General features: G+C 43.5%; 20 protein-coding genes. 9 read left to right on the forward strand and 11 right to left on the reverse strand.

Going from position 1 to position 23,579, the window contains the following annotated elements:
• Nucleotides 1-121: 121 nt before the first annotated feature.
• A complete protein-coding gene (locus ACIH2S_RS10535) occupies nt 122-454 on the forward strand; it encodes a hypothetical protein (protein ID WP_036953354.1) in 333 nt (110 codons plus the stop codon).
• Between the two features lie 273 nt (nt 455-727).
• On the opposite strand, the gene guaA is transcribed toward ACIH2S_RS10535, so the two are convergent.
• Nucleotides 728-2,305 (reverse strand): glutamine-hydrolyzing GMP synthase, encoded by a 1,578-nt coding sequence (gene guaA / locus ACIH2S_RS10540; protein WP_036953431.1) that lies wholly within the window; start codon nt 2,303-2,305, stop codon nt 728-730.
• Nucleotides 2,306-2,441: 136 nt separating this feature from the next.
• On the reverse strand, nt 2,442-3,908 hold the full coding sequence (guaB, locus tag ACIH2S_RS10545) for an IMP dehydrogenase (RefSeq protein WP_036953269.1): 1,467 nt from the start codon (nt 3,906-3,908) through the stop codon (nt 2,442-2,444).
• A 170-nt stretch (nt 3,909-4,078) separates the two neighbouring features.
• Between guaB and xseA the strand changes: the two genes are divergently transcribed.
• On the forward strand, nt 4,079-5,446 hold the full coding sequence (gene xseA, locus ACIH2S_RS10550) for an exodeoxyribonuclease VII large subunit (protein WP_036953267.1): 1,368 nt from the start codon (nt 4,079-4,081) through the stop codon (nt 5,444-5,446).
• On the opposite strand, the gene aes is transcribed toward xseA, so the two are convergent.
• From aes to maeB, 6 genes are all read right to left on the reverse strand, one after another.
• On the reverse strand, nt 5,435-6,403 hold the full coding sequence (gene aes, locus ACIH2S_RS10555) for an acetyl esterase (RefSeq protein WP_430247399.1): 969 nt from the start codon (nt 6,401-6,403) through the stop codon (nt 5,435-5,437). The two genes, xseA and aes, sit on opposite strands and share 12 nt — an antisense overlap.
• 163 nt (nt 6,404-6,566) lie before the next feature.
• The gene (locus ACIH2S_RS10560) at nt 6,567-8,828 is read right to left on the reverse strand and encodes a TonB-dependent receptor domain-containing protein (protein ID WP_272533768.1); all 2,262 of its coding nucleotides are present in this window, start codon (nt 8,826-8,828) and stop codon (nt 6,567-6,569) included.
• A gap of 153 nt (nt 8,829-8,981) precedes the next feature.
• Nucleotides 8,982-11,114, reverse strand: a complete 2,133-nt coding sequence (locus tag ACIH2S_RS10565; RefSeq protein ID WP_430248572.1) for a S9 family peptidase — start codon at nt 11,112-11,114, stop codon at nt 8,982-8,984.
• A gap of 42 nt (nt 11,115-11,156) precedes the next feature.
• Nucleotides 11,157-11,930, reverse strand: coding sequence for an energy transducer TonB (locus ACIH2S_RS10570; RefSeq protein WP_320205277.1), 774 nt, complete (start codon nt 11,928-11,930; stop codon nt 11,157-11,159).
• Nucleotides 11,931-12,096: 166 nt separating this feature from the next.
• Nucleotides 12,097-12,990: a ChaN family lipoprotein gene (locus ACIH2S_RS10575; RefSeq protein WP_036953261.1), complete on the reverse strand. Its 894-nt coding sequence runs from the start codon at nt 12,988-12,990 to the stop codon at nt 12,097-12,099.
• A 153-nt stretch (nt 12,991-13,143) separates the two neighbouring features.
• Nucleotides 13,144-15,423 (reverse strand): NADP-dependent oxaloacetate-decarboxylating malate dehydrogenase, encoded by a 2,280-nt coding sequence (gene maeB / locus ACIH2S_RS10580; RefSeq protein ID WP_430247401.1) that lies wholly within the window; start codon nt 15,421-15,423, stop codon nt 13,144-13,146.
• A 448-nt stretch (nt 15,424-15,871) separates the two neighbouring features.
• Between maeB and ACIH2S_RS10585 the strand changes: the two genes are divergently transcribed.
• From ACIH2S_RS10585 to ACIH2S_RS10600, 4 genes are all read left to right on the forward strand, one after another.
• Nucleotides 15,872-16,492, forward strand: coding sequence for a LuxR C-terminal-related transcriptional regulator (locus tag ACIH2S_RS10585; protein ID WP_036953257.1), 621 nt, complete (start codon nt 15,872-15,874; stop codon nt 16,490-16,492).
• A 207-nt stretch (nt 16,493-16,699) separates the two neighbouring features.
• The gene (locus ACIH2S_RS10590; RefSeq protein ID WP_108478044.1) at nt 16,700-17,071 is read left to right on the forward strand and encodes an ArsC family reductase; all 372 of its coding nucleotides are present in this window, start codon (nt 16,700-16,702) and stop codon (nt 17,069-17,071) included.
• Between the two features lie 10 nt (nt 17,072-17,081).
• The gene (dapE, locus tag ACIH2S_RS10595) at nt 17,082-18,212 is read left to right on the forward strand and encodes a succinyl-diaminopimelate desuccinylase (RefSeq protein ID WP_108478043.1); all 1,131 of its coding nucleotides are present in this window, start codon (nt 17,082-17,084) and stop codon (nt 18,210-18,212) included.
• On the forward strand, nt 18,209-18,880 hold the full coding sequence (locus ACIH2S_RS10600; protein ID WP_036953254.1) for a M15 family metallopeptidase: 672 nt from the start codon (nt 18,209-18,211) through the stop codon (nt 18,878-18,880). The genes dapE and ACIH2S_RS10600 overlap by 4 nt, the downstream gene beginning before the upstream one ends.
• Before the next feature lie 43 nt (nt 18,881-18,923).
• Here the strand turns inward: ACIH2S_RS10600 and ACIH2S_RS10605 are convergent, their stop codons facing one another.
• Complete coding sequence (locus ACIH2S_RS10605; protein ID WP_430248574.1) at nt 18,924-19,316, reverse strand: DUF454 family protein; 393 nt, start codon at nt 19,314-19,316, stop codon at nt 18,924-18,926.
• 118 nt (nt 19,317-19,434) lie between these two features.
• Between ACIH2S_RS10605 and ACIH2S_RS10610 the strand changes: the two genes are divergently transcribed.
• On the forward strand, nt 19,435-19,629 hold the full coding sequence (locus ACIH2S_RS10610; RefSeq protein WP_036953252.1) for a YpfN family protein: 195 nt from the start codon (nt 19,435-19,437) through the stop codon (nt 19,627-19,629).
• Here ACIH2S_RS10610 and ACIH2S_RS10615 read toward each other — a convergent pair.
• Both ACIH2S_RS10615 and ACIH2S_RS10620 read right to left on the reverse strand, forming a co-directional pair.
• Nucleotides 19,610-21,658: a tRNA(Met) cytidine acetyltransferase TmcA gene (locus ACIH2S_RS10615; protein WP_430247402.1), complete on the reverse strand. Its 2,049-nt coding sequence runs from the start codon at nt 21,656-21,658 to the stop codon at nt 19,610-19,612. The two genes, ACIH2S_RS10610 and ACIH2S_RS10615, sit on opposite strands and share 20 nt — an antisense overlap.
• Nucleotides 21,659-21,666: 8 nt before the next feature.
• Nucleotides 21,667-22,119: a DUF441 domain-containing protein gene (locus tag ACIH2S_RS10620; protein WP_036953250.1), complete on the reverse strand. Its 453-nt coding sequence runs from the start codon at nt 22,117-22,119 to the stop codon at nt 21,667-21,669.
• A 389-nt stretch (nt 22,120-22,508) separates the two neighbouring features.
• Between ACIH2S_RS10620 and ACIH2S_RS10625 the strand changes: the two genes are divergently transcribed.
• Entirely contained in the window at nt 22,509-22,934 is a 426-nt protein-coding gene (locus ACIH2S_RS10625) for a PPC domain-containing DNA-binding protein (RefSeq protein ID WP_036953248.1), read from the forward strand.
• A 62-nt stretch (nt 22,935-22,996) separates the two neighbouring features.
• Nucleotides 22,997-23,578, forward strand: a complete 582-nt coding sequence (locus ACIH2S_RS10630) for a membrane protein (RefSeq protein ID WP_036953246.1) — start codon at nt 22,997-22,999, stop codon at nt 23,576-23,578.
• The last annotated feature ends 1 nt before the right edge of the window (nt 23,579 follow it).

Consider the following 23,579-nt stretch of genomic DNA (forward strand, 5'->3'; position numbering starts at 1 on the left):
TCCGCCTTAGCACTCAATGGTGCTATATCGCTTATCGTTCCATCTCTGATTTTAACAACCACTAATATTTATATTCTAGCGGCTATACTCAGCGTTATTTTCATCTATATCTCGATAAAATATGATTGAGTTTTTCCATCCACAAACAACACAAGCACTCAGCATATTTTACTTTACGCTTATTCTTGCTTACTTAGTTATTCACCTTATTTGGGAGCATTTTGATAAGTTTGCCGAAAATTTTTCGTTAATTCGTTTACCTCAAAAGGTGGCTGTTATCTATACCGCCGCCACCTTTGCGAGTAATTTATTTTTAATCGTGATTATGTTTAACCTAGATAACCCACTCAAAAATGATAGCGTCATGATTTTGCCGTTAAGCCTCGCAGGGCTAACTGGCCTATGCTATTCGTTAGGGGCTATTGTTCCTAGAAAGAAAGCAACTCATATTTAAAGTTCACTAATATGGACTTTAAATCATCTTTATACTGGCTGTGTCCCTATTTAAGGACGCTATGAATAAGAATGGAGTTCAATGAGTCTACGTTGAAAAAATTAAGGAAATGACAAGGTAGAAAGCAGCAACTAATCTCAAAGCAATACATTAGCAACAAAGGTGAAGAGCTAGAATGGTAATTCAATTAATGAAAAAACAAAAAGGCACCAGTAACTAACTGATGCCTTTGAATTTATCGACAACTAAACATTGTTATCAACAATAACTCTATTATTCCCACTCAATGGTCGCTGGTGGCTTGCCACTGATGTCATAAACTACGCGGGAAATGCCATTCACTTCATTGATAATGCGATTAGACACGCGACCTAAGAAGTCATATGGCAAGTGAGCCCAGTGAGCAGTCATAAAGTCGATGGTTTCAACTGCACGCAGAGAAACAACCCAGTCATACTTACGACCATCACCCATTACGCCAACAGAGCGCACTGGTAAGAATACGGTGAATGCTTGGCTAACCTTATTGTACAGATCCGCTTTGTGCAGCTCTTCGATAAAGATAGCATCTGCGCGACGTAGCAGATCACAATACTCTTTCTTCACTTCGCCCAGAACACGAACACCTAAACCTGGGCCTGGGAACGGATGACGATACAGCATATCGTATGGCAGGCCTAACTCCAGACCAATCTTACGCACTTCATCTTTGAACAGCTCTTTCAAAGGTTCAACCAGACCCAGCTTCATATCTTCCGGTAAGCCACCCACGTTATGGTGAGATTTAATAACGTGCGCTTTACCTGTTGCTGATGCCGCAGACTCGATAATATCTGGGTAAATCGTTCCTTGAGCCAACCATTTGATATTTGGCAGCTTAGACGACTCTTCATCGAACACTTCGATAAATACGTGACCAATTTTCTTACGCTTAGCTTCTGGATCTGAAATGCCAGCCAGTGCGTTCATAAAGCGGTCTTCTGCTTTCGCGTGGATGATGTTCAGGTCAAATTTACCTTGGAACATTTCCATGACTTGGTCAGCTTCATTTAAACGCAATAAACCGTTATCAACGAATACACAGGTCAGGCGCTTACCAATCGCACGATTTAATAATAGCGCAGTAACAGAAGAATCCACACCGCCAGACAGTGCTAACAGAACATGGTCATCACCGATTTGTTCTTTCAGGCGAGCAACGGTATCTTCGATAATTGCGGCTGATGTCCACAGCGCTTCACATTGGCACAGATCCAATACGAAACGTTTTAAAATATTTAAACCTTGATGAGTGTGAGTCACTTCTGGGTGGAACTGAACACCGTAGAAACGCTTCTCAACGTCAGCCATGATGGCATATGGACAGCTTGGCGTGCTTGCAATCGTTTTGAAGCTAGACGGGATAGCGGTCACTTTATCGCCATGGCTCATCCACACATCTAAAACTGGCTTGCCATCTTCGTTCAGCGCATCTTGGATGCCGCGGAACAGGTCGCAATCTTCCAGAATTTCAACGTTCGCATAACCAAACTCACGTTCGCCAGACACTTCAACCGCACCACCTAATTGCATGGACATAGTTTGCATGCCGTAGCAGATACCTAAAACAGGGACGCCCGCATTAAATACATACTCTGGTGCACGTGGGCTATCCGCTTCTGTCGTACTTTCTGGGCCACCAGACAAGATAATCCCGTTAGGATTAAACTCTCTGATTTGCTCTTCGGTTACATCCCATGCCCACAGTTCACAGTAGACGCCAATTTCACGGATACGACGCGCAATCAGCTGAGTATACTGAGAGCCGAAATCAAGGATAAGAATGCGATGCTTATGGATATTTGTAGTCATTTGAGGAGAATTCCAGCAATTCAAGTCAAAATAAAAGGTGGTGACGCCATCAATATGGGCGCCACCCTGAAACTTTTTGATTACTGTTTTAAAAGATAATAGCACCCCGAAATGGCGTTATTATCCTAAACAATAATTACTGCCCTAAGCGATAGTTAGGAGACTCTTTAGTGATAGTCACATCATGAACGTGGCTTTCTTGAATACCTGCTCCACTGATACGCACAAATTCAGCTTTCGTTCTCAGCATATCGATAGTACCGCAGCCTGTCAGACCCATACATGAGCGTAAGCCACCCATTTGTTGGTGAATGATCTCTTTTAAGCGACCTTTGTAAGCCACGCGACCTTCGATACCTTCAGGCACCAGTTTATCTGCTGCATTATCAGATTGGAAATAACGGTCTGAAGAACCTTTAGACATTGCCCCCAGAGAACCCATGCCGCGGTATGCTTTATAGGTACGACCTTGGAACAGGATAGTTTCACCCGGAGATTCTTCGGTACCTGCAAACATGGAACCGACCATCACACACGCTGCACCTGCCGCGATAGCTTTAGAGATATCGCCAGAGAAGCGGATACCACCATCTGCAATAACAGGAATGCCAGTGCCTTCTAATGCACCCGCGGCTTCAGCAATTGCCGTGATTTGAGGTACACCCACGCCAGTCACGATACGAGTCGTACAAATTGAACCTGGGCCGATCCCCACTTTCACTGCGCTAACGCCAGCGTCTGCTAACGCTTTCGCGCCTTCCGCTGTTGCAACGTTACCACCAATGATTTGCAAATCAGGGTATTTTTGGCGAGTTTCACGAATACGCTGTAAAACCCCTTCAGAATGACCGTGTGATGAGTCAATGAGCAGAACGTCAACGCCTGCTGCAACCAGTGCATCAACACGTTCTTCGTTACCTGCGCCGGCACCAACAGCCGCACCCACACGCAGACGACCTTGCTCGTCTTTACATGCGTTTGGTTTACGTTCTGCTTTTTGGAAATCTTTAACGGTGATCATACCTAACAGATGGAAGTTATCATCGATAACTAAGGCTTTCTCAACACGTTGCTCATGCATTTTTTGTAAAACGACTTCGCGTGCTTCGCCTTCTTTCACGGTGACTAAACGCTCTTTTGGCGTCATCACCGCAGTTACTGGTTGGTCTAAATCCGTCACGAAACGTACGTCACGACCTGTAATAATACCCACTAAAGAATTATCTTTAGAAACCACAGGATAACCCGCGAAACCATTACGTTCAGCCATTTCTTGCACTTCACGAATTGTGGTTTCTGGGGTAACAGTGACAGGATCAGTCACGACGCCGCTTTCATGTTTTTTCACACGACGGACTTCTTCAGCTTGGCGCTCAATGGACATGTTTTTATGGATAAATCCAATACCACCTTCTTGAGCCAGTGCGATAGCCAGATCAGATTCGGTGACAGTATCCATCGCTGCGGAGAGCATAGGAATGTTCAGGCGGATTTTTGCGGTCAGTTGAGTGGACAGATCTGCCGTGTTTGGCAGTACAGTTGAGTGTGCAGGGACGAGTAAAACATCGTCGAAAGTTAGTGCTTCTTTTTTAATGCGTAACATAGGCAATATCCCACCAGGCAGCGTTATGAAAGGTATAAAATATTGCCGCGGCATTATACACACCGTAATCGGTTGCTTCCAGCACTTTTTTCAAAAAAAACTTGATAAGTCCGTCGGCTACGTTAGTATCAGTCAATTAAGTCATTGTTTTAAAATTTGATCTAGCTCACATGTCGACTCAACAAAATAGCGCAATTTACTCAGTCAGCAAGCTCAACCAAACGGTAAGAGAACTTCTTGATACCCAAATGGGACGAATTTGGTTAACGGCCGAAATTTCCAATTTTTCGCAACCAAGTTCGGGACATTGGTACCTGACACTCAAAGATGATCGTGCCCAAGTTCGCGCGGCGATGTTCCGTGGGCAAAATACTCGCGTCACTTTCCGTCCGCAAAATGGGCAACAGGTGTTAGTCCGTGCCACTGTCACACTGTATGAGCCGCGTGGAGACTATCAGCTAATCATCGAAAGCATGCAGCCCGCTGGTGAAGGTTTATTGCAACAGCGCTTTGAGCTACTCAAACAAACCCTCAATGCCCAAGGGCTATTTGATGTTATTCACAAGCAGGCCTTACCATCTCCAGCAAAACGTGTGGGGATTATTACCTCTGCAACCGGTGCTGCCCTGCATGACATTTTAAATATCCTGCATCGCCGTGATCCATCCCTACCCGTAGTTATCTACCCGACGGCAGTTCAAGGGGATTTAGCGCCGGCACAAATCGCCAGAGCCATCGAGCTGGCAAACCTACGCAATGAATGCGACGTTCTCATTGTGGGGCGTGGAGGCGGGTCACTGGAAGATTTATGGGCATTCAACGAAGAGGTCGTAGCGCGCGCTATTTTTGCTAGCCGATTACCAATCATAAGCGCCGTTGGGCATGAAACGGATGTGACCATCGCCGATTATGTTGCCGACGTACGCGCACCTACGCCATCTGCAGCCGCAGAGCTTGTTAGTCGCAATCAAACCGAAATGCTTCGCCAATTGAAATCAGGGCAACAGCACCTAGAGATGGCGATGGATTATTATTTGGCAGCTCAGCAGCAACGTTTCGCACGTCTTCAGCACCGTTTACAGCAGCAACACCCACAATTACGCCTTGCTCGGCAACAAAATCAGCTTTCAGCCTTACGCCAAAAACTGACCAATGCCATCAGCCGCCAGCTACAATTCGCCTCCTTTACATTCGATAAAAACCAACGCCGTTTGATGCAAAATGACCTGCGCCCTCAATTGCAACGCCAACAGCGCCAATTGCAGCAAACTCAATACCATTTGCAGAATATGCTGACCCAGTTAGTGAATAACTACCGCCAGCGTTTTGCTGTTGCCTGCTCAAAAATGGAGGCTGTCAGCCCTCTTGCTACCCTCGCCCGAGGTTTCAGTATCAGCGAAACCACGGATGGCGCGGTATTAAAAAAAACCAGCCAGGTGAAATTAGGCCAACAGCTCAAAACTCGCTTAAATGATGGATGGGTTGAAAGCCAAGTTACCAATATTCAGAAGGTTCGAGCAAAAAAATCACCCAAATAGCCGTTTTTTAAAATATTCCGCGCCATCTCGAATGGCGCTATCCGCCGTTGGCATAAGGCGCGAATAATGCAAAAAGGCATGTAGCACTCCTGGATACATTTTATATTCACAAGGTATTTTATGTGATTGGAGCGTTTGAAATAATGTTGCGCTATCATCAAGTAACGGGTCATATTCCGCACTTGCAATAAAACATGGTGGAACATCTCGCGTAAGATCGTTATTGAACAAGCAATAGTAAGGTTCTTCACGGCTTCCTTGTTCGCCTAAGTATGCATTGTCATACTCTTGGAGTTCTTCTCGTCTTAGCCCATCCCATTCACCACCATATAAACGGCGGCTGCCGGAATCTTGTAAACCATATAACCCATACCACAGTAAAACTGCGCAGATATCACCACAGTAGATTCGTTTATCTCGCAACCATAACACGGTAGCAAGAGATAACATCGCGCCAGCAGAATCCCCCGCAAATCCAATGTGATGCATATTTAGCGCATATTTTTCAGCATGTTGATAATAGAACTGGCATACCGCTGCCGCTTCTTCAATCGCTTGAGGATAACGTGCTTCAGGGGAAAGTGAATAATCAATACCGATGACCGTACAACCAGAATACAACGCTAATAAACGCATAATTCGGTCATGAGTATCAAGATTGCCGAGGATAAACCCGCCACCGTGTAGATAAAACAGTGTGGCAGGTGTATGTTCAATAGGGTGATAAATTCTCGTGACAACGTCACCTTTAACGGTTTTAACCGTCATGTTTTCAACACGAAAAAGTTCAGGTGCGTTGGCGTTCCAATAACGGCGATCTTCATTATAAGCAATACGCTGAGCTTCATAGCTTCCATCAATTGGCTCAGCTGGTATCTGTTGTTCATAATATTGAATAACTTTTTGCATCTCTGGTGAAATTAAATCAAGCACATTGATTTTATTGGTAGTTTTCATTGCAATCTCCATACTTTTATTGGTTGATTGTAATGAATCCAAAGGGATAAACTGAGAGTCGAGTATCCAATATTGAAAAGCGTTTAGATAATAAGCCTATCAATCTTCCTTAGTGAGTAAGGCTAAAAATAATACTAAACGCTTTCCGTTAGCAATTTCCTGATTAGAAGCGCACTTGACCGCCAATCATATAACTGCGCCCTCTTCCCGTTTCATTGTTTCTGCCACGTTCTTCCATCACAGCGCCAGAGTTCGCACGGTTTAGCACGTCGGTGTAGTTTTCATTAGTGAGGTTATTAATCGCCATCATTAATTTGAAATGTTTATTGATTTCATAGTCTGCGTACAGATCAACGATAGTTGGCTGTTTTTCATACTTTTCCGTCATTGCATCCCCGTTCATGTCACCGTCAGGAATTGGACTGATACGTTTAGATGGTCCCGTCCATGTCACTGTCGAGCCTACGGTCAGTTTTTCATCAAACAGGCGAACTCCCGAATCTAAAGTCACGTAATATTCAGGTAATTGAGTAAAGTCCCCTGCACTAAATACCGATGTACTGTTGATTGATACTGGTTGTTTGCCAGACTCTTTGGTGTAAGAAACCATGGAGTAAAACACGCCAGCATCGTAGTTAGCTTGCAACTCATAACCGCGCAAATTAACATCTCGAGGGTCGTTCACATACATATCAGCACGTTGAAAAATATCTGGATTTTCTTTATCCCACACATCATCGTTAATTAAGCACCAATCAAATTCTTCTTGAGAGGTTGCACGGCATAACATGAAGGATTTACTGGTAATGTAGTCTTTAATATGAGTATGGAACCACAGTGCTTTTAGGTTAAATTGGTCTCCTTCCACCACTAGGTCCGGCTTTAAGCTATTAAAACCAATTTGCCAAGTTTGTGCTTTTTCCCCTTTTAGGAATGGGTTCATACTCTGACCGCCATTTTGGGAGAAAAAGGCTTCTTGAGAGTTCGGCGCACGCATCGAATGTGCGTAACTCACAAATGGCTGAAATTCAGGAATAATTTGTGCCGAAACTAACACTCCTGGGTTAATACCACTTTCTCGTAAATTTAACGTACTGGCTTCTTGAGGGAAGCATTTCTCAGTTTCATCACAAGCGGGTTTATACCCTTGAACGCGATAATTTAAATAATTGAGGTCGAATGTAGCAGTATAAATATCGTACTGCGCCTCAAATTGCGTATACAAGCTCGCAATATCTTGTGTGCCACTCGGCGAGAATGGGTTGTAAGTAATCGTATTTGGATCTTCTACAGGCTTTGTGATTTTTTGGTATTTGGTCTTCATTAATTTCGAACCAATCTGCCACTTAAAATCAGTGTCACCATAAGAAAAACGGCTGGTATTGGAAATATTAATACTGTCAGATTTATTCTCTGATTCGGCGTCTTTTAATGCACCACCAATTGGCTCACCTTGGAATTTTTGGGTATTAAATCCATGGCTCGCCAGCACTTCCACATCAATCAATTCGTTAATTGGCGTGTATTTATATTTAAGATAATAATCTTCACTATTAATCTTACGGCTGGTTAATTTATTTTGTAAAAATCGACCGCTGAATTCGACTTCATGGCTATCATTCGGTTTATATTTTAATTTGGTTAATTGAGATTGCGGTTTTTGTTTGAATGTCGGATCCGTTGCAAATTCATCTGTATCAAATCCATCACCATTTTTATAACTGCCTGGGATATTATGCCCACTCACGGCAATTAAGCCGCCAAAATACCCATCACCCTCATTTAATAATGATTTTCCCGCGACAGAAACCATGCCGTTATAGCCGAGTCCATTATCTCCCCAGCTCCCTTTGCTACGTACTCCCCACAAATTATCTTTGAAAATCACATCATCAATCGATAAGGTTCGAAAGTTGGCGCTTCCCGCTAAGGCGTTAACGCTGTTGCTGCCATTCAATTGCCCCTTTTCTACCTCAACCTCCACAATAAAGTTAGGGTCAATAAGTGAACCAAAGTCATTACTCGGCTGCATACCGTGAGTGAATTTACTCGGCGATATTCCGTAATAGCTTTGTGTGACACCATCCACCATCATGTTTACCCGCCCAAAGCCACTCAACCCGCGAATATTCACGTTGATGGTGCCTTGGCTCGCATCCATTTGGGTATAGGTTCCGGGCATCGAACGGATAATTTTATCCATGGATTGCAATTTATTTTCGGTGCCGACTGCGCTATAAGCTCCCGGTTTTTCCAATGCTTTGACCAACGGCGTTTGTTTTTGCGCGCCCGACACTTTTAATTGGCTAAAATTAACCACATCATCTTTCTGTTTATTTGTCTGCTGTGTGTTTTCAGACAAAGCGAAGCCGTGGAAGCCAGCGGAAATAGTCCCAGCCACCATGATTATTATTTTATTATTCATTAAACCATTCCTGTAAACGTACTGATAAAACAGTCGCTCACATTGCAAACGCAGAATAAAAATAATGTCTGCGAATAGGATCAGCTACAGTGTTTATAAACCGTACAGCTGATCCTTAATAGCCTTATTTTTGGCTAATTATTATGGGTAACGCTATTTTAAATCTGGAAAATATTTTGCTTTATTTTCTAACATCAGAATAAAGCTATATTCTCTCGCAATATCATCCAAAGCATTAAAGCGGCCGGATTTTCCACCGTGTCCGGCATTCATATTGGTTTCTAATAACAATAAAGAATTGCCTTGTTTCAGCTCTCGCAGTTTTGCTACCCACTTTGCAGGCTCCCAATATTGTACTTGAGAATCATGCAGCCCTGTGGTGACCAAAATATGCGGGTAATGTTGGGCTTTGATATTGTCATATGGGCTATAGGCTTTAATGCGCCAGTAATCTTCCTCATTCTCTGGATTACCCCACTCATCATATTCCCCTGTAGTCAGTGGAATTGAAGGGTCAAGCATGGTCGTGACAACATCAACAAATGGCACTGCAGAAACCACACCTTCATACAGATCAGGAGCCATATTGACAACAGCGCCCATCAGTAAGCCGCCTGCGCTGCCGCCCATGGCGTAGACATGACCTTTTTCCCCATAACCTTGCGCCAACAAGGCATTAGTCACATCAATGAAGTCCGTAAAGGTATTCATTTTATGGACGGTTTTACCCTGAATATACCAATTCTTTCCTAAGTCCCCACCACCACGAATATGGGCAATAGCATATACAAATCCGCGATCAAGCAGGGATAAGCGAGAAGAACTAAATGACGGGTCGATACCATATCCATATGCACCGTAGCCGTAAACCAGAAGTGGGTTTTTACCTTGTTTGAAACTATCTTTGCGATAAACCAACGAAACCGGTACTTTCACCCCATCTTGGGCCGTGATCCAAATACGTTCGCTTTGATAATTCGCTTTATTGAAATCCTTCACTTCCTCTTGTTTTAATAGCTGTTTCTCTTGAGTCAGCATATTAATTTCATACACCGAGGATGGTGTTGTCATGGAGGAGTAGCCGTAGCGTAATTTATCCGTATCGGGCTCTGGGTTATTTCCAATCCACGCCATATAAGCTGGGTCATCAAAGCTGACAGAATGTTCTTTGTGAGTTAACCAACTAATTTGTCGAATATTCACTAAGCCGTTTTGACGCTCTTCAATCACTAACCAGTTATTAAATAACGCAAAACCTTCAAGGTCGACATCATCACGAGGCGCGATAAAGCTTACCCATGGTGCCGTGGCATTATCCGCAATATACAGCCCGAATAATGGATGCTGATGATTAGAGCGAATATAGAATTTACCGTTAAAATGATCAGGGTAATATTCCACACCTGTTTTGCGAGGTTGTAGCACTATCGCATCACGTTCAGGTTGGTTTGCATCCAAAAGACGATATTCTGAGGTTTCGGTACTCGTGATCCCAATCAGAATATAATCTTTGGAGGTGGATTTCGCTAAACTGACGAAGTAAGTATCATCTTTTTCTTCGTACACCAATTTATCAGCGGATTGCGCTGTTCCATATTGGTGCTTAACCACTTGATAAGGCAACAGTGTTTGTTTGTCTTTATTAACATAAAACAGTGTGCGGTTGTCATTTGCCCACACAATATTACCGGAGGTGTTAGTTAGAACATTTTCTTGCCACTTTGCATCATCAACTTTACGGAACGAAACTGCATAATCATTACGACCTTGGCGGTCTTCAGCGATCGCTATCGTGGTGTTATCGGGGGAAATGGCTAGCGCCCCCATTCGGTAATATTCAGTACCTTCCGCACGTTGGTTACCATCAACCAAAACTGTCCATTCGCCATCACTATTAATTGGGCGTCTTTCATAAATGGAATAGTTTTTACCGGCGACAACGCGAGAACGGTATGTATAGCCATTGTAGTTGTATGGCACAGACTCATCATCTTGCTTTACGCGAGATAATAATTCGTCGTAAATTTCCTGTTTTAATGGCTCCCCCAATTCAAGCTGCTGCGTGGTGTAGGCATTTTCTTGATTCAGATATTCAAGGATCTCAGGAGCTTCACGGTTATCGTCCCTTAACCAATAATAGTTATCAACGCGCTGATCCCCATGAATAGACATAGTGTGGGGCTGTTTTTTCGCTATTGGTGCTAGCATTTTGTCCTCCGCAGCACTGCTGGCTGCATATAACCCAAGTAGTGTGACCACGCAATAAGTGGTGATTCTATTACGCATGGTTTTATTATGTATGGTTTTATGACGCATGGTGAGTCCAATCTATTTATCATTAAGAGTAAAATCAATAGGTAACCTGACTGTTATCCGTCCATTCTTAAGTATTTCTGCTGGCGGTACGGGTAACGGTGCCGCGCGAGATAACACCTGCTGCGCTTCTTTGTCTAAAGAACGTGTGCCTGATGAATTCGCTAGACTGCTATCAAGTAAAAAGCCTTGGCTATCTACCGTAAACATCACCACGGGTTTACCTACGCGATTACGCCTTCCTGCATCTTCAGGGTAACGTTTATATTTATTCAATTTTCCAAGCACCATCGCTTCCCACTCTTTTTGAAGGCTATCGAGGGCTTCGGACTGGCTATTAAGTTCCGCTGCAATTTGCTGGCTTTGGACAAGTGCCGCCGCATCGCTGGTCACTGGCGCATCGCTGGCTTTCGAATCTGTGGTTTGCACCTTCTTCACTTGCTGCTGTTCTTGTTTCTGCTTTTTCAACTCAGGCTTTGGTTTTTTCGCCGTTGTTTTCGTGAGTTGCACTTCCGCTTGCTCATTAACAGGCAGTGTGGGAATAATGGCGTCCTCTGCTTGTGCTTTATGGGATTCACTCGCCACTGCTAGCTCTTGAGTTTGACCAATGTTCACTTCCGTTAATTGTTTGGCTTGTGCTTCGATAGATAACTCCATCACCACCGAGGGCGGCGGCAGGGATTCTTCCCATCGCGCATTGTGTGTTACCCAGATAAAAAACCCCACAATGACAATATGCAGTGCCACGGCTAAAACCAGCCAGCCGCCCATTTTGGAAGTTCTACTCACATACCCACTTTCAAACGTTATTGTGCTCATATTCATCTTACGTGCTTTTACAGAGTTGCAAATGATAATTAATAACGAATGCAAATGGAAATTATTTGTAAATAAATATGATGATTACTTCACAAAATTAACGATTTTAAATCATCATATTGCTTGTCTTTGTTGATTATTTAGGCGTGTACCAAACATAATCAGCATGCAAGTTATCGATTTCCTCGCCTTGCTCCGAAATAATCAATACTTTCAATGGCTCATCTGGTGCTAAATCGAGCATATGTAACGGCACACCAATCGCTCGCGTTGCATGATAACCACCTGCAAATAACAATGCGGGAGCCGGAGCATCTAATAATCCTTGAGCCATCGCCCTATCTCTTAGTTGCTGGATCACCAGCATCTTTTTCGCTTGTTTATCATCCAACTCACCATTGTGTGAGCGTTTAATGGTTTCACTGATCAGTTCCTGAATAACAGGCTGAGTTGAATGTGTTCCTGTGATCGTAGGCGGATTGTCATAAGCCTTCAGCACAGCATCTCGATTAATATTCGCGGCTAAAACTGGGGATGGCTGAGCCAGTAAATACTTCACGAGTTCCCCATATTGCGCCCACGGCCAACCACTATTCCAATGTAAAATTTCTTGCAGTTTTTCATCTCGAATATACGGGTTTCCTTGCATCTGTTTTTGGACATTGTTAACTCTACTCTGTTGATCTGGGGTGAGCATTTCCAACAGCACCGCACCTTGAGGACGTATTTGCTGCATTTCCTGGGCGACCCATTGCTCAATTTGATGATGGTAAATATTGTCGTGTTTCTCCCCAACAATCACACGAGGAGAGGCTGCAAGCTCTTGAATTAACTGCTGAGGAGTGATGGATTTACCCGAATCTAAATCAATGATTTTGCCAGCTTGTGTGAGTTGGGGATCCAATTGCTGAGCGGGTTTTGGTGTTTGTGAGGTACATCCTAACTGTGTGAAACTCAAAACGAAAAGCATCCCTAAACTCAACAGTGAGGAGTTTTTCGTTAAATAATTCAAAGAACGTGCTGATATCATTATCTTTTCCATATAGTGACTTTGAAGCCATTCAAAATACAGATAATGATAATCATTTTCAAATAAAAAAGACTCCCATTAACCACAATGGAAGTCTTTATGCGGAACTCGATGATTAATCAATCATTCGAGAAACTATTATAATGAAGCTAATTACAGTGGATTCGTTTGAGCTTCCACTGCGGCTAACGCCACCATGTTGACAATACGACGAACAGATGCGATTGGCGTTAAGACGTGGACAGGTTTCGCAACCCCCATCAGTACAGGACCCACAGTAACACCATCAGAACTGGTGACGCGCAGCAAGTTATAGCTAATACGCGCCGCTTCCATATTTGGCATAATCAGTAAGTTTGCTGAGCCTTTCAGTGGGCTATCTGGCATCACATCTTTACGGATTGATTCAATCAATGCCGCATCCGCATGCATTTCCCCGTCAATTTCCAAGTTTGGCTCACGCGCTTTCACTAATGCCAGTGTATCGCGCATTTTTTGTGCTGAACCACAATCTGAAGAGCCAAAGCTTGAGCGAGATAACAGCGCAACTTTAGGCTCAATACCAAATCGACGAACGGTATCCGCTGCCATTAATGTGATTTCCGCTAACTCTTCTGGTGTTGGATCTTCGTTCACATAAGTATCTGCAATAAAGGTATTACCGGTTGGTAATAACAAGGCATTCATTGCCCCTGCAGTATGTGCACCTTCACGGAAACCGAACAGGTCTTTGACGACCTGGTAGTGTTCACTGTAGCTACCGATTGAGCCACATATCATCCCATCAGCTTCACCACGTAGAACCATGATACCGCCGATAATAGTTGGGTTTGCAACTAATGCACGGCGCGCCATTTCTTGAGAAACACCACGGCGTTTCATAATTTGATAATATTCTTGCCAGTACTCTTTAAAGCGTGGGTCATTTTCATTGTTGACCACTTCAAAATCTTTACCTAGCTCAATATGCAGACCCAGTTTTTGGATACGCATTTCAATCACGCTAGGGCGACCTACCAGAATAGGGAATGCTAAACCAAGAGAAACCAGCTCTTGAGTTGCGTGTAATACGCGCTCTTCTTCCCCTTCCGCTAATACGATGCGTTTTAGCTCTTTTTTCGCTTGGGAGAAAATTGGCTTCATAAATAAGTTTGTTTTATGAACAAACTGATTCAGTTTTTCAACATACGCATCCATATCCGTGATTGGACGTGTCGCGACGCCTGATTCCATTGCTGCTTTTGCTACTGCTGGCGCAATTTTCACGATAAGGCGCGGGTCGAATGGTTTTGGAATGATATATTCAGGTCCAAAGAATAAATCTTGGTTCCCGTACGCTGAAGCGACTTCTTCACTTTGTTCCGCCAGCGCTAAGTCAGCAATAGCGTAAACGCAAGCCAGTTTCATTTCTTCGTTGATTGTCGTTGCGCCAACATCCAGCGCACCGCGGAAGATGAATGGGAAGCACAGAACGTTGTTAACTTGGTTCGGATAGTCAGAGCGCCCTGTACAGATAATGGCATCTGGGCGAACTTCTTTTGCTAATGGTGGCAGAATTTCCGGCTCAGGGTTGGCTAATGCTAAAATCAGCGGGTCTTTCGCCATGGTTTTCACCATTTCAGGTGTTAATACGCGAGGACCTGAGCAACCTAAGAAAATGTCAGCATCAGGAATAGCATCCGCTAATGTGCGCTGACCATTATCGTCAATCGCATACGCGGCTTTAGTCTCATCCATTAGTTCATCGCGACCTTTATAAATCACCCCTTTTGAATCGCAAACGGTGATATTTTCGCGCTTTAATCCTAACGCCACTAATAAGTTCATACAGGCAATCGATGCGGCACCCGCACCGGATACCACTAAACGCACATCGCCAATGTCTTTTTTAACGATACGTAGACCGTTAATCACCGCCGCAGTACAAATAATGGCGGTTCCGTGTTGGTCATCATGGAACACAGGAATATTCATGCGTTCACGTAATTTTTGTTCAATATAGAAGCACTCTGGCGCTTTAATATCTTCGAGGTTGATACCGCCGAATGTAGGTTCCAGCGACGCGATGATATCAATCAGCTTATCAGGATCGGTTTCATCGACTTCAATATCGAAAACATCAATACCCGAGAATTTCTTAAATAGCACCCCTTTCCCTTCCATGACAGGCTTACCTGCCAATGCACCGATATTCCCTAATCCTAGTACCGCAGTACCGTTAGAGATAACCCCCACAAGGTTACCTTTCGCTGTATAACGGTATGCTTTTAGTGGTTCTTCTGCGATTTCTAGGCAAGGTACCGCTACGCCAGGAGAATAAGCTAAGGCTAGGTCACGTTGAGTGGTTAACGGTTTGGTTGGTGTTACAGTAATTTTCCCAGGATGAGGAAACTCATGAAAATCGAGAGCACTTTGTTTTAATTTATCATCCATCATCAAGTCCTTTCAAAATTTGGTAAGGTAAGAGCCATCACAGTATAAACACATCTTGTTAGCAAATCATGATCACGTCTATGATTTCCAGAAAAATCTTTCAGTTACAAGAAATTTACACAGATTTGCCACAAAAATACAATGGCGAATTTATAGACATACATAATATTGTTATTATTTTTATTCATATCATTTTTTAAATCACTTTAATTTTTTTCAATCTTAGTTATTATTTTTTTGAAATTAATGTATTATTCTAAAGCTCGTTTCTTTTTAGCCTTAATATATCCAGCTCCATAATATTCGCTCCCATTATTCATGCTTTTATGCGGCTAATTAATTCATCAATTAAGAATAATGATTTCATGTAATCTTAAATATATTATATTTTAACTATATCAATTCTAGTTAATCTAATAAGTTGTCAGACATAAAAAAGGAACCCACTATGTCTAATCACACGGTTATGATTATCGATGAACACCCTATCTTTCGTTTTGGACTGTCTCATTTATTAAAATCAAAAGCTGACTTTGACGTAACGGCAGAAGTTTCAAATAGTAAAGAAGCGCTGAATATCGCCACCAGCAAACAACCCAACATGATACTGATAGATACTATTCTTCATGGTAATAAAACATTCGAAACGATTCGATTACTACGTAAGCATTGCGCTAATAGTTATTTGCTGGTTCTTTCGCTCTCAACGATGAAGACTGATATCTACGCCGCTATCGATGCCGGTGCCCAAGGTTATTTATTAAAAAATAGCGAACTCGATATGTTGCTTAATAGTATGAAAAAAGCGATGGATGGGCACCATGTATTTAGCGAAAAAGTTTATCAGCATCTGATTACTCGGCATCAATCTAAAGATCCACTCTCCACATTAACTCGCCGTGAATGCGAAATATTGCACGAAATGGCGGCAGGGTTAAAGAACAGAGAAATCTCTCAACTATTATTTATTTCTGAAGAAACCGTTAAAGTTCACATTCGAAATGTTTTAAAGAAATTACGAGTCCGATCTCGTTTAGAAGCCAGCTTAATATACATGCGTTCAAAATAATTTAATCTGATTTAATTTAATTAACGTAAGTTGCCTAAATTAATTATTTTATTATTTATATATAAAATTATGAATATTAACTCTGCCTTAGTTATTATTAAATCGCTTATTAGATTAATAAATCTTTTCGATTCAAAGGGGTAGACCATAATTGTATTTTCCCGCATTATGTATGGCATACATTGTTCGCCATCAGAGGAAAATCATATGTCCAACACCCCTGCATCCCCTTATATCATGTACGGAATTAAAAACTGCGATACCATTAAGAAAGCTCGCCGTTACTTAGACGATAACGCAGTCAGCTACCAATTCCATGATTACCGCGTTGATGGCATCACTGATGAACTCCTCTCTACATTTTTGCAACACATCGATTGGGAAACCTTGGTAAATAAACGAGGTACAACTTGGCGTAAGCTCAGTGATGAAGAGAAAAATGCAGTTGTTGATGCTGATAGCGCGAAAAAAGTCTTACTGGCTGAACCTGCGATGATCAAGCGCCCTGTTCTTGTTTCCGCTAATGGTCATTATCTTGTCGGGTTTAACACCGACGACTACAAAAAATTCACAAAATAAAGGTGACTCAATGAATTGCCCTGTCATTGAACTTGCAAAACAACTTATCGCCCGCCCCTCTATCAGCCCAGATGACCAAGGTTGCCAAGATTTACTCATCGAACGTTTGAATAAAATCGGCTTTACGGTAGAAAAAATGCCATTTGGGGATACTCTCAATTTTTGGGCTCACCGTGGTGATAATGGCAAAACTCTCGCCTTTGCGGGTCATACCGATGTCGTCCCTGCTGGCGATCACAGTAAATGGAAAACTCCGCCATTTACGCCAACAATTATCAATCAACATTTATATGGTCGTGGTGCTGCCGACATGAAAGGCTCTATTGCCGCCATGGTCGTTGCCGCTGAGCGCTTTGTAGAAAAACACCCAGCTCATACTGGTCGTCTCGCGTTTTTGATTACCTCCGATGAGGAAGCTAAAGCGACCCACGGAACCGTAAAAGTGGTAGAGACGTTACAAGCCCGTCATGAGCCAGTCGATTACTGCTTAGTAGGGGAACCATCCAGCCAGTCTGCGCTTGGTGACATCATTAAGAATGGTCGTCGCGGCTCTATCACCGCTCACTTAACTATTTTGGGCACCCAAGGGCACGTTGCCTATCCACATCTGGCGGATAACCCAGTACATCGTGCAACTGGCTTTCTGCAAGAGTTAGTCTCCACTAAATGGGACGATGGCAACCAATATTTCCCAGCTACCAGCATGCAAATAGCCAATATCAATGCAGGTACAGGCGCCGATAACGTCATTCCTGGTGAACTAAAAGTACAATTTAATTTCCGTTTTAGCACCGAACTGACAGATACCGTGATCCGCGAACGTGTAGTTGGCATGTTAGAGCGCCATGGGCTGAATTATCATTTAGATTGGTTCTTATCAGGTCAGCCATTCTTGACGGGCGACAGTGAATTAGTAAGTGCAACAGTACAAGCGATCCAAGAAGTCACAGGGCGCGCAACCACCTTATCTACCAGCGGCGGCACCTCTGACGGGCGTTTTATCGCCCAAATGGGTACCCATGTTATCGAGCTAGGTCCATTGAATGCGACAATCCATAAAGTGGATGAGTGCGTTAGCGTCGATGATTTACAACAGCTCGCCGTGATCTACGAACGTATCATGGAGCTACTATTACTATGACTCTCTCCATCGAGATGTTAACAGGGCGCTCAACCGACCATTTAGTGACTTTGGGCGGTAATCACCGCCTACAGTTTAATACCACTAAAGCATTCCTTGCCATGCAGCAAGTGGCGGCACGCGCCGGGTTTAAACTACAATCCGCCAGTGCTTTTCGTGATTTTGCTCGTCAGCAGATCATTTGGAATGAAAAATTTGCTGGTAAGCGCCCTGTTCTTGATACCCACAGTCAGCCGTTAGATATTTCAACATTATCTGAAGGGGAATTATGTGAGGCAATCTTGCATTGGTCTGCGCTACCAGGGGCTAGCCGCCACCACTGGGGTACAGAGATTGATGTTTACGACCCGCTACGCATTCCTGCTGGACAAACTTTGCAACTAGAACCGTGGGAATATCAAGAAGAGGGATATTTTGCTGAGCTTAATCACTGGTTAACTGACAATATGGCGACCTTTGATTTTTACCGCCCTTTCACCGCAACTAATGCAGGTGTAGCGGAAGAACCTTGGCACATTAGTTATTGGCCGTTGTCTCATGAAGCTGAGCAGCTATTAACGCCAGGAATTGTTAGGCAGGTACTAACCGAAGAAGATATCAGTGGAAAAACCTGGTTATTAGATAACCTTGAGTATGTTTTCAACCGCTATATTAAAGTGCCTGAATGATTTATCTGTCACTCAGTCTCTTGCTGAGTGACAACTTTCCTTATTACGATCCTTCGTTATTCTGATCCGAATTTGACACATCCACGACAGGCAAGCGGTACATAAAAATCAGTAACCAACACATCCCTAAAAATAACCCAATTTTTAGCCAGCCATAGCTGACCACCCAAATCGAAAAAGCAAACGTAATAACAATTAATATCATGGCTTTCGGTTTTACACCTTTTGGTAGCGCGCGATGCGTTTGCCAGTGACGTAAATACCCGCCGAACCATGAACGATATAGCAACCAGTTATGAAAGCGTGGTGAGGAACGCGAAAAACACCATGCCGCTAATAATAAAAAACAGGTCGTTGGCATGACGGGTAAAATAGCGCCAAGAAAAGCTAAGCCAACAGCAATCCATCCTACTGTAATGAATATGATTTTCTTTATATTCACTCAGGCTCTCCCGTTACAACAAAAAACATGGTTAAATGACCCCACTAAAACCTACCAACTGCGTCATGTGGGCAGGGCTACACATTATTATGATTAAAATAAGAAGGCAAATATGCATTGGTTAGCCGATTACTGGTGGATCATCCTACTGTTATTAGTCGGGGTCATTTGGAACTCAGTAAAAGAGATGATGCGACTCGACCCCAAAAAGTATTTAGATGACAAACCTGAAATTCCACCTCACAAAGATAATAATCACCTCTGGGATGATGAAGACGACGACTGGCCTAAAGACAAAAAGCGCTAATTTGTTGCCTTAAACTTTTCACCACTTCAGGGTAATAGTCATTCAGCCACTGCGCAACTTCGGCTCTTGCGTGTTTTAACCACTGTTTTTGCCCTACTAACCCTAAGTGCATAGCAATACACTCCACAGATAGCCCTTGATGATAATACTTCGCAAGGGTAGAACCTGTGATTTCAGCCGAATGTTGTTGCTGTAAAACCGCTAAAAAACGCTGTAATGACGGCTCACTGGCGGCTAACGAACGATGGTAGTCGCTAAAGCCGACCAATTCTAGCCAATCTCCAGCGTCAAGATGCTGTTCAAATGTGCTTTTCAGACTAAATTCATTCAGATCATGACGCCAGAATAGATCTCGCTCTAATCTCTGTTGCCCTAAATGGCAAATTGACTGCGCTTCTGCGGATAATGGCAATATCGCCATCGCCGTGAAACAACCACTACTCGCCTCAACATGCCGCCCAATTCGTACGATCTGGAACCCTGATGATTGCCAAAAAGCCAATAATTCTGGGGTTAAACCAAAGCTGACCGATAGGAAGTCTAAACCGTCCTGAATGCCTTGCTCGATTTGCGATTCTAATAACCGGTAGCCAATTTTTTGGCGACGATATCCAGCATTTACAGCGATACGCATCACTCGTCGAGAACGTAATGTCGGGGCTTGAGGGAAATAGCAATGCGCCGCAAGGGATTGAGCAACCAGATTTCCCCGTGGGCGCCGCTGTCCTGCCCAAATTTGCCAGCTCAGTTTTTCATCTAAACCGCCTTCATCCACCATCCATACTGCGGCAATAACATCCTGATTATGATGGCTTGCGACAGCAAAGTGCTGGTGTTGCGCATCCAATAATCGGCGTAAATCTAACGGCGAAGTCCGATAATGCGCTGCGGTCAATAAACCATAAAATGCGTGGAGTTGTTTGGGATCATGAGCCAGTTGCTGCTGGCTAAGTGACTTAAGAATAATCGGTTCTGACACAACATTCACCGATATAGCGCTTTCCAATAATAAACTTTGGTTAATAACCTTTTCGAGCGGGTCATGTTCTGCAAAGCGAATCGGCTGAGTGAGCCACAGCGAGGTAAAATTTTCGAGGCTATCACAAAATTTCATCATAAACCCACGCCCCGTACCCTCATAACCTTCCACCGTCGTGGTCATAAGGACCCGAGGGAAAAAGGCGATAATCTGACGCAGGATATGGGAAGGAATGGCGGCAGCTTCATCAATAATTAGCCAATCAGCCTCAATTTTCTGCCCTGATTGGCAATAGTGAAGTAGCGCATCAGGCGCCCAAAATTTAAGTTCATGCTCTGCATATTCAGCAATCACACCAGTGGTCACTTTCGCTGGCGCACAACACCAACACACACCTTTCCATGCTTTTATCAGCATACCCGCAACGGTGGACTTGCCTCGTCCGCGAGGGGCTATTAACCCCCATACTCCGTTTTCTGCTGACAGCAATTGTCCAAGCGCATCTTGTTGCTGTTGGGTCGGCTGACCACTGGGTGCTATCCATTTGGGGTGATCGGGTAGCAAATTCAGTACGCCAGGTTGGTTTTGCTCCTCTCGCTGTTGATCAACAAACAGTACATCAGGGAGATTCTGGAAAGTGCGTTGTAAATGATGGACAAAATTCGGTGTGGGGATTTCACCAAATTGCTCATTCCATCTCACACTATCCTCATCATTTTGCTGCGCCCACAGAGATTGGGGTGGAGTGCAAAGCACCAACAAACTTCCTGCTTTTAGGGTTCCCGCTAAGATAGCCAGCGCTTCGCTGTGTAACCCTTTACGCGCATCAAAAATACCATGAACAAATTCACGACCAAGCAATAGTTGGGCTTTTTCTGGTGGAATGCTATTAGGTAATTCAGGTGAAAGGCAGAGCCAATCCCCTGCTAAGAAATCTTGAAATTCCTCAAGCTGAGATGTGACCCACTCATGCTCCCCAGATAACACCAGCAAGCGGCGAAAACCGATATGATGTAGTTGCTCAACAATCGCTTGTAATGAATTTTTCATCGCCAAGATTACGATTTACCAATAAGTAATGACAGAATCCCTGCGGCAATCAATGGTCCAACAGGAACGCCTCGGAATAAGGCAACACCAATCACCGTGCCCACCAATAGCCCTGCCACCGTCGAAGGCTGGCTCCCCATCAGCGCTACACCCCGACTGCCTAGCCAAGAAACCAATATACCAATCACTATTGCCAGTAATGATTTCCAATTCAAAAAGGAGCTTAATACATCATTTGCTGAGATTTTTCCGCTCGCAATGGGCGCCATGACACCTATAGTCAAGATTAAAATTCCGATGGTTAACCCATATTTTTCGACCCAAGGGAAGAAATTATTCAGCGGCGTGATCCGCACCACCAGCAAAAATAGCATGGCTAACGTTACTGTCATGTTGTGGCTGATAATGCCTAATCCTGCCAATACCAGCAAAATGATCAGTGTAGGATCCACTTGGCTCATAATTTTTCCCCTGTAAAATAAATGCATTGCGACAACACAGTTCCACCGCGTCAATTGAGTGAGTATGTTATTGATCTCGCGTTGAAGAGGCAAATCATCCTTCACCTTCAAACGCTATTTTCTGTAGTCTATCTGAAAAAAGTTTATCTTAGAAAATAGGTTTCCCTTCATTCATGGAACCCTAATAAAACTTAAGTTAAATAATCAGAATATTCGATACTCCCCATTGTTTTTTCATCCACTATTCCGACCTTCTTGATCAATATTTTTTAAGATACAGAGTGTTTCACTAAAAAAAACCAAAAAAAATGTCTTTAACAGACAGCAATTTATCTATTCGTATAATAGATTGCCGTAATCTATAAACACGATTCACTAGGATCTCGGCTATGTCTCACGATTTAACCACTTATTCAAACGCTCGCTTTATCGCACTGCGTCTACGTCCAGGGGAAGATGTCATTCTTACCTTACGTGAACAGGTCAAACATCATCAGTTGCAAGCCGCATTTATTGCTGGATGCGTGGGTAGCTTGACCGATGTCGCCTTGCGTTTTGCTGGGCAGGAAAATACCCATCTTACCTCAGGTAAATTTGAAATTGTGTCACTGATAGGCACCCTTGATGCTCAGGGTGAACATCTGCATTTGGCGGTTTCCGATGAAAACGGGCAAATGAGCGGTGGACATATGATGCCGGGTTGCACCGTCAGAACTACCCTCGAATTGATTATTGGCGAACTGGAAAACAAAACCTTTACCCGTGAGCCTTGCGCGCTCTCAGGATATGAAGAATTGGTCGTCACTTCTCGTTAATTTTTGTTCTATTTTGATTTCATTCTAGCTTTAATTTACAACTTATTAGGGATATTTAATTCATGGCAAACTCGTCAATCATTTCCAGCCGAACATTGGCTTTAATTGTTTTTTCGATTGCAATCAACATGGTAGTTGGGCAATTAAGTTCCATGCTAAAACTGCCTATCTTCCTTGATTCTATTGGCACGATTATCTGTGCGCTGCTCGCAGGTCCGTGGGCAGCTATCTTTAGTGGTTTAGCGACTAACTTGCTTTGGGGGCTTTTAACTGGGCCTATCGCAGCAGCATTTGCCCCAGTCGCGATGATGATCGGCTTAAGTGCTGGTTTGCTAGCGCGTGCCGGCGGTTTTCGTACCCTACCACGCGTTATTTTATCGGGAGTGGTGATCACTATCGCACTGATGATTGTTGCGGTACCTATTCGCACCTACTTATTTGCAGGAACCACTGGTAGCGGAGCAGACTTTTTTGTGGCTTATTTCCATGCTGTCGGTGAAAACTTATTAGAGTCTGTGGCTATCACTGTTTTAGGCGCCAATATTGCGGATAAGATAATTTCAGCCATTGTGGCTTGGTTGCTTGTCCGCCGTTTACCTGAGCGCGTTCAGCGTACTTTCCCGAATATGGCTAAAGTTCGCTAGG

The sequence above is a fragment of the Providencia lanzhouensis genome (genome assembly GCF_050469745.1).
Lineage (GTDB): Bacteria > Pseudomonadota > Gammaproteobacteria > Enterobacterales > Enterobacteriaceae > Providencia > Providencia lanzhouensis.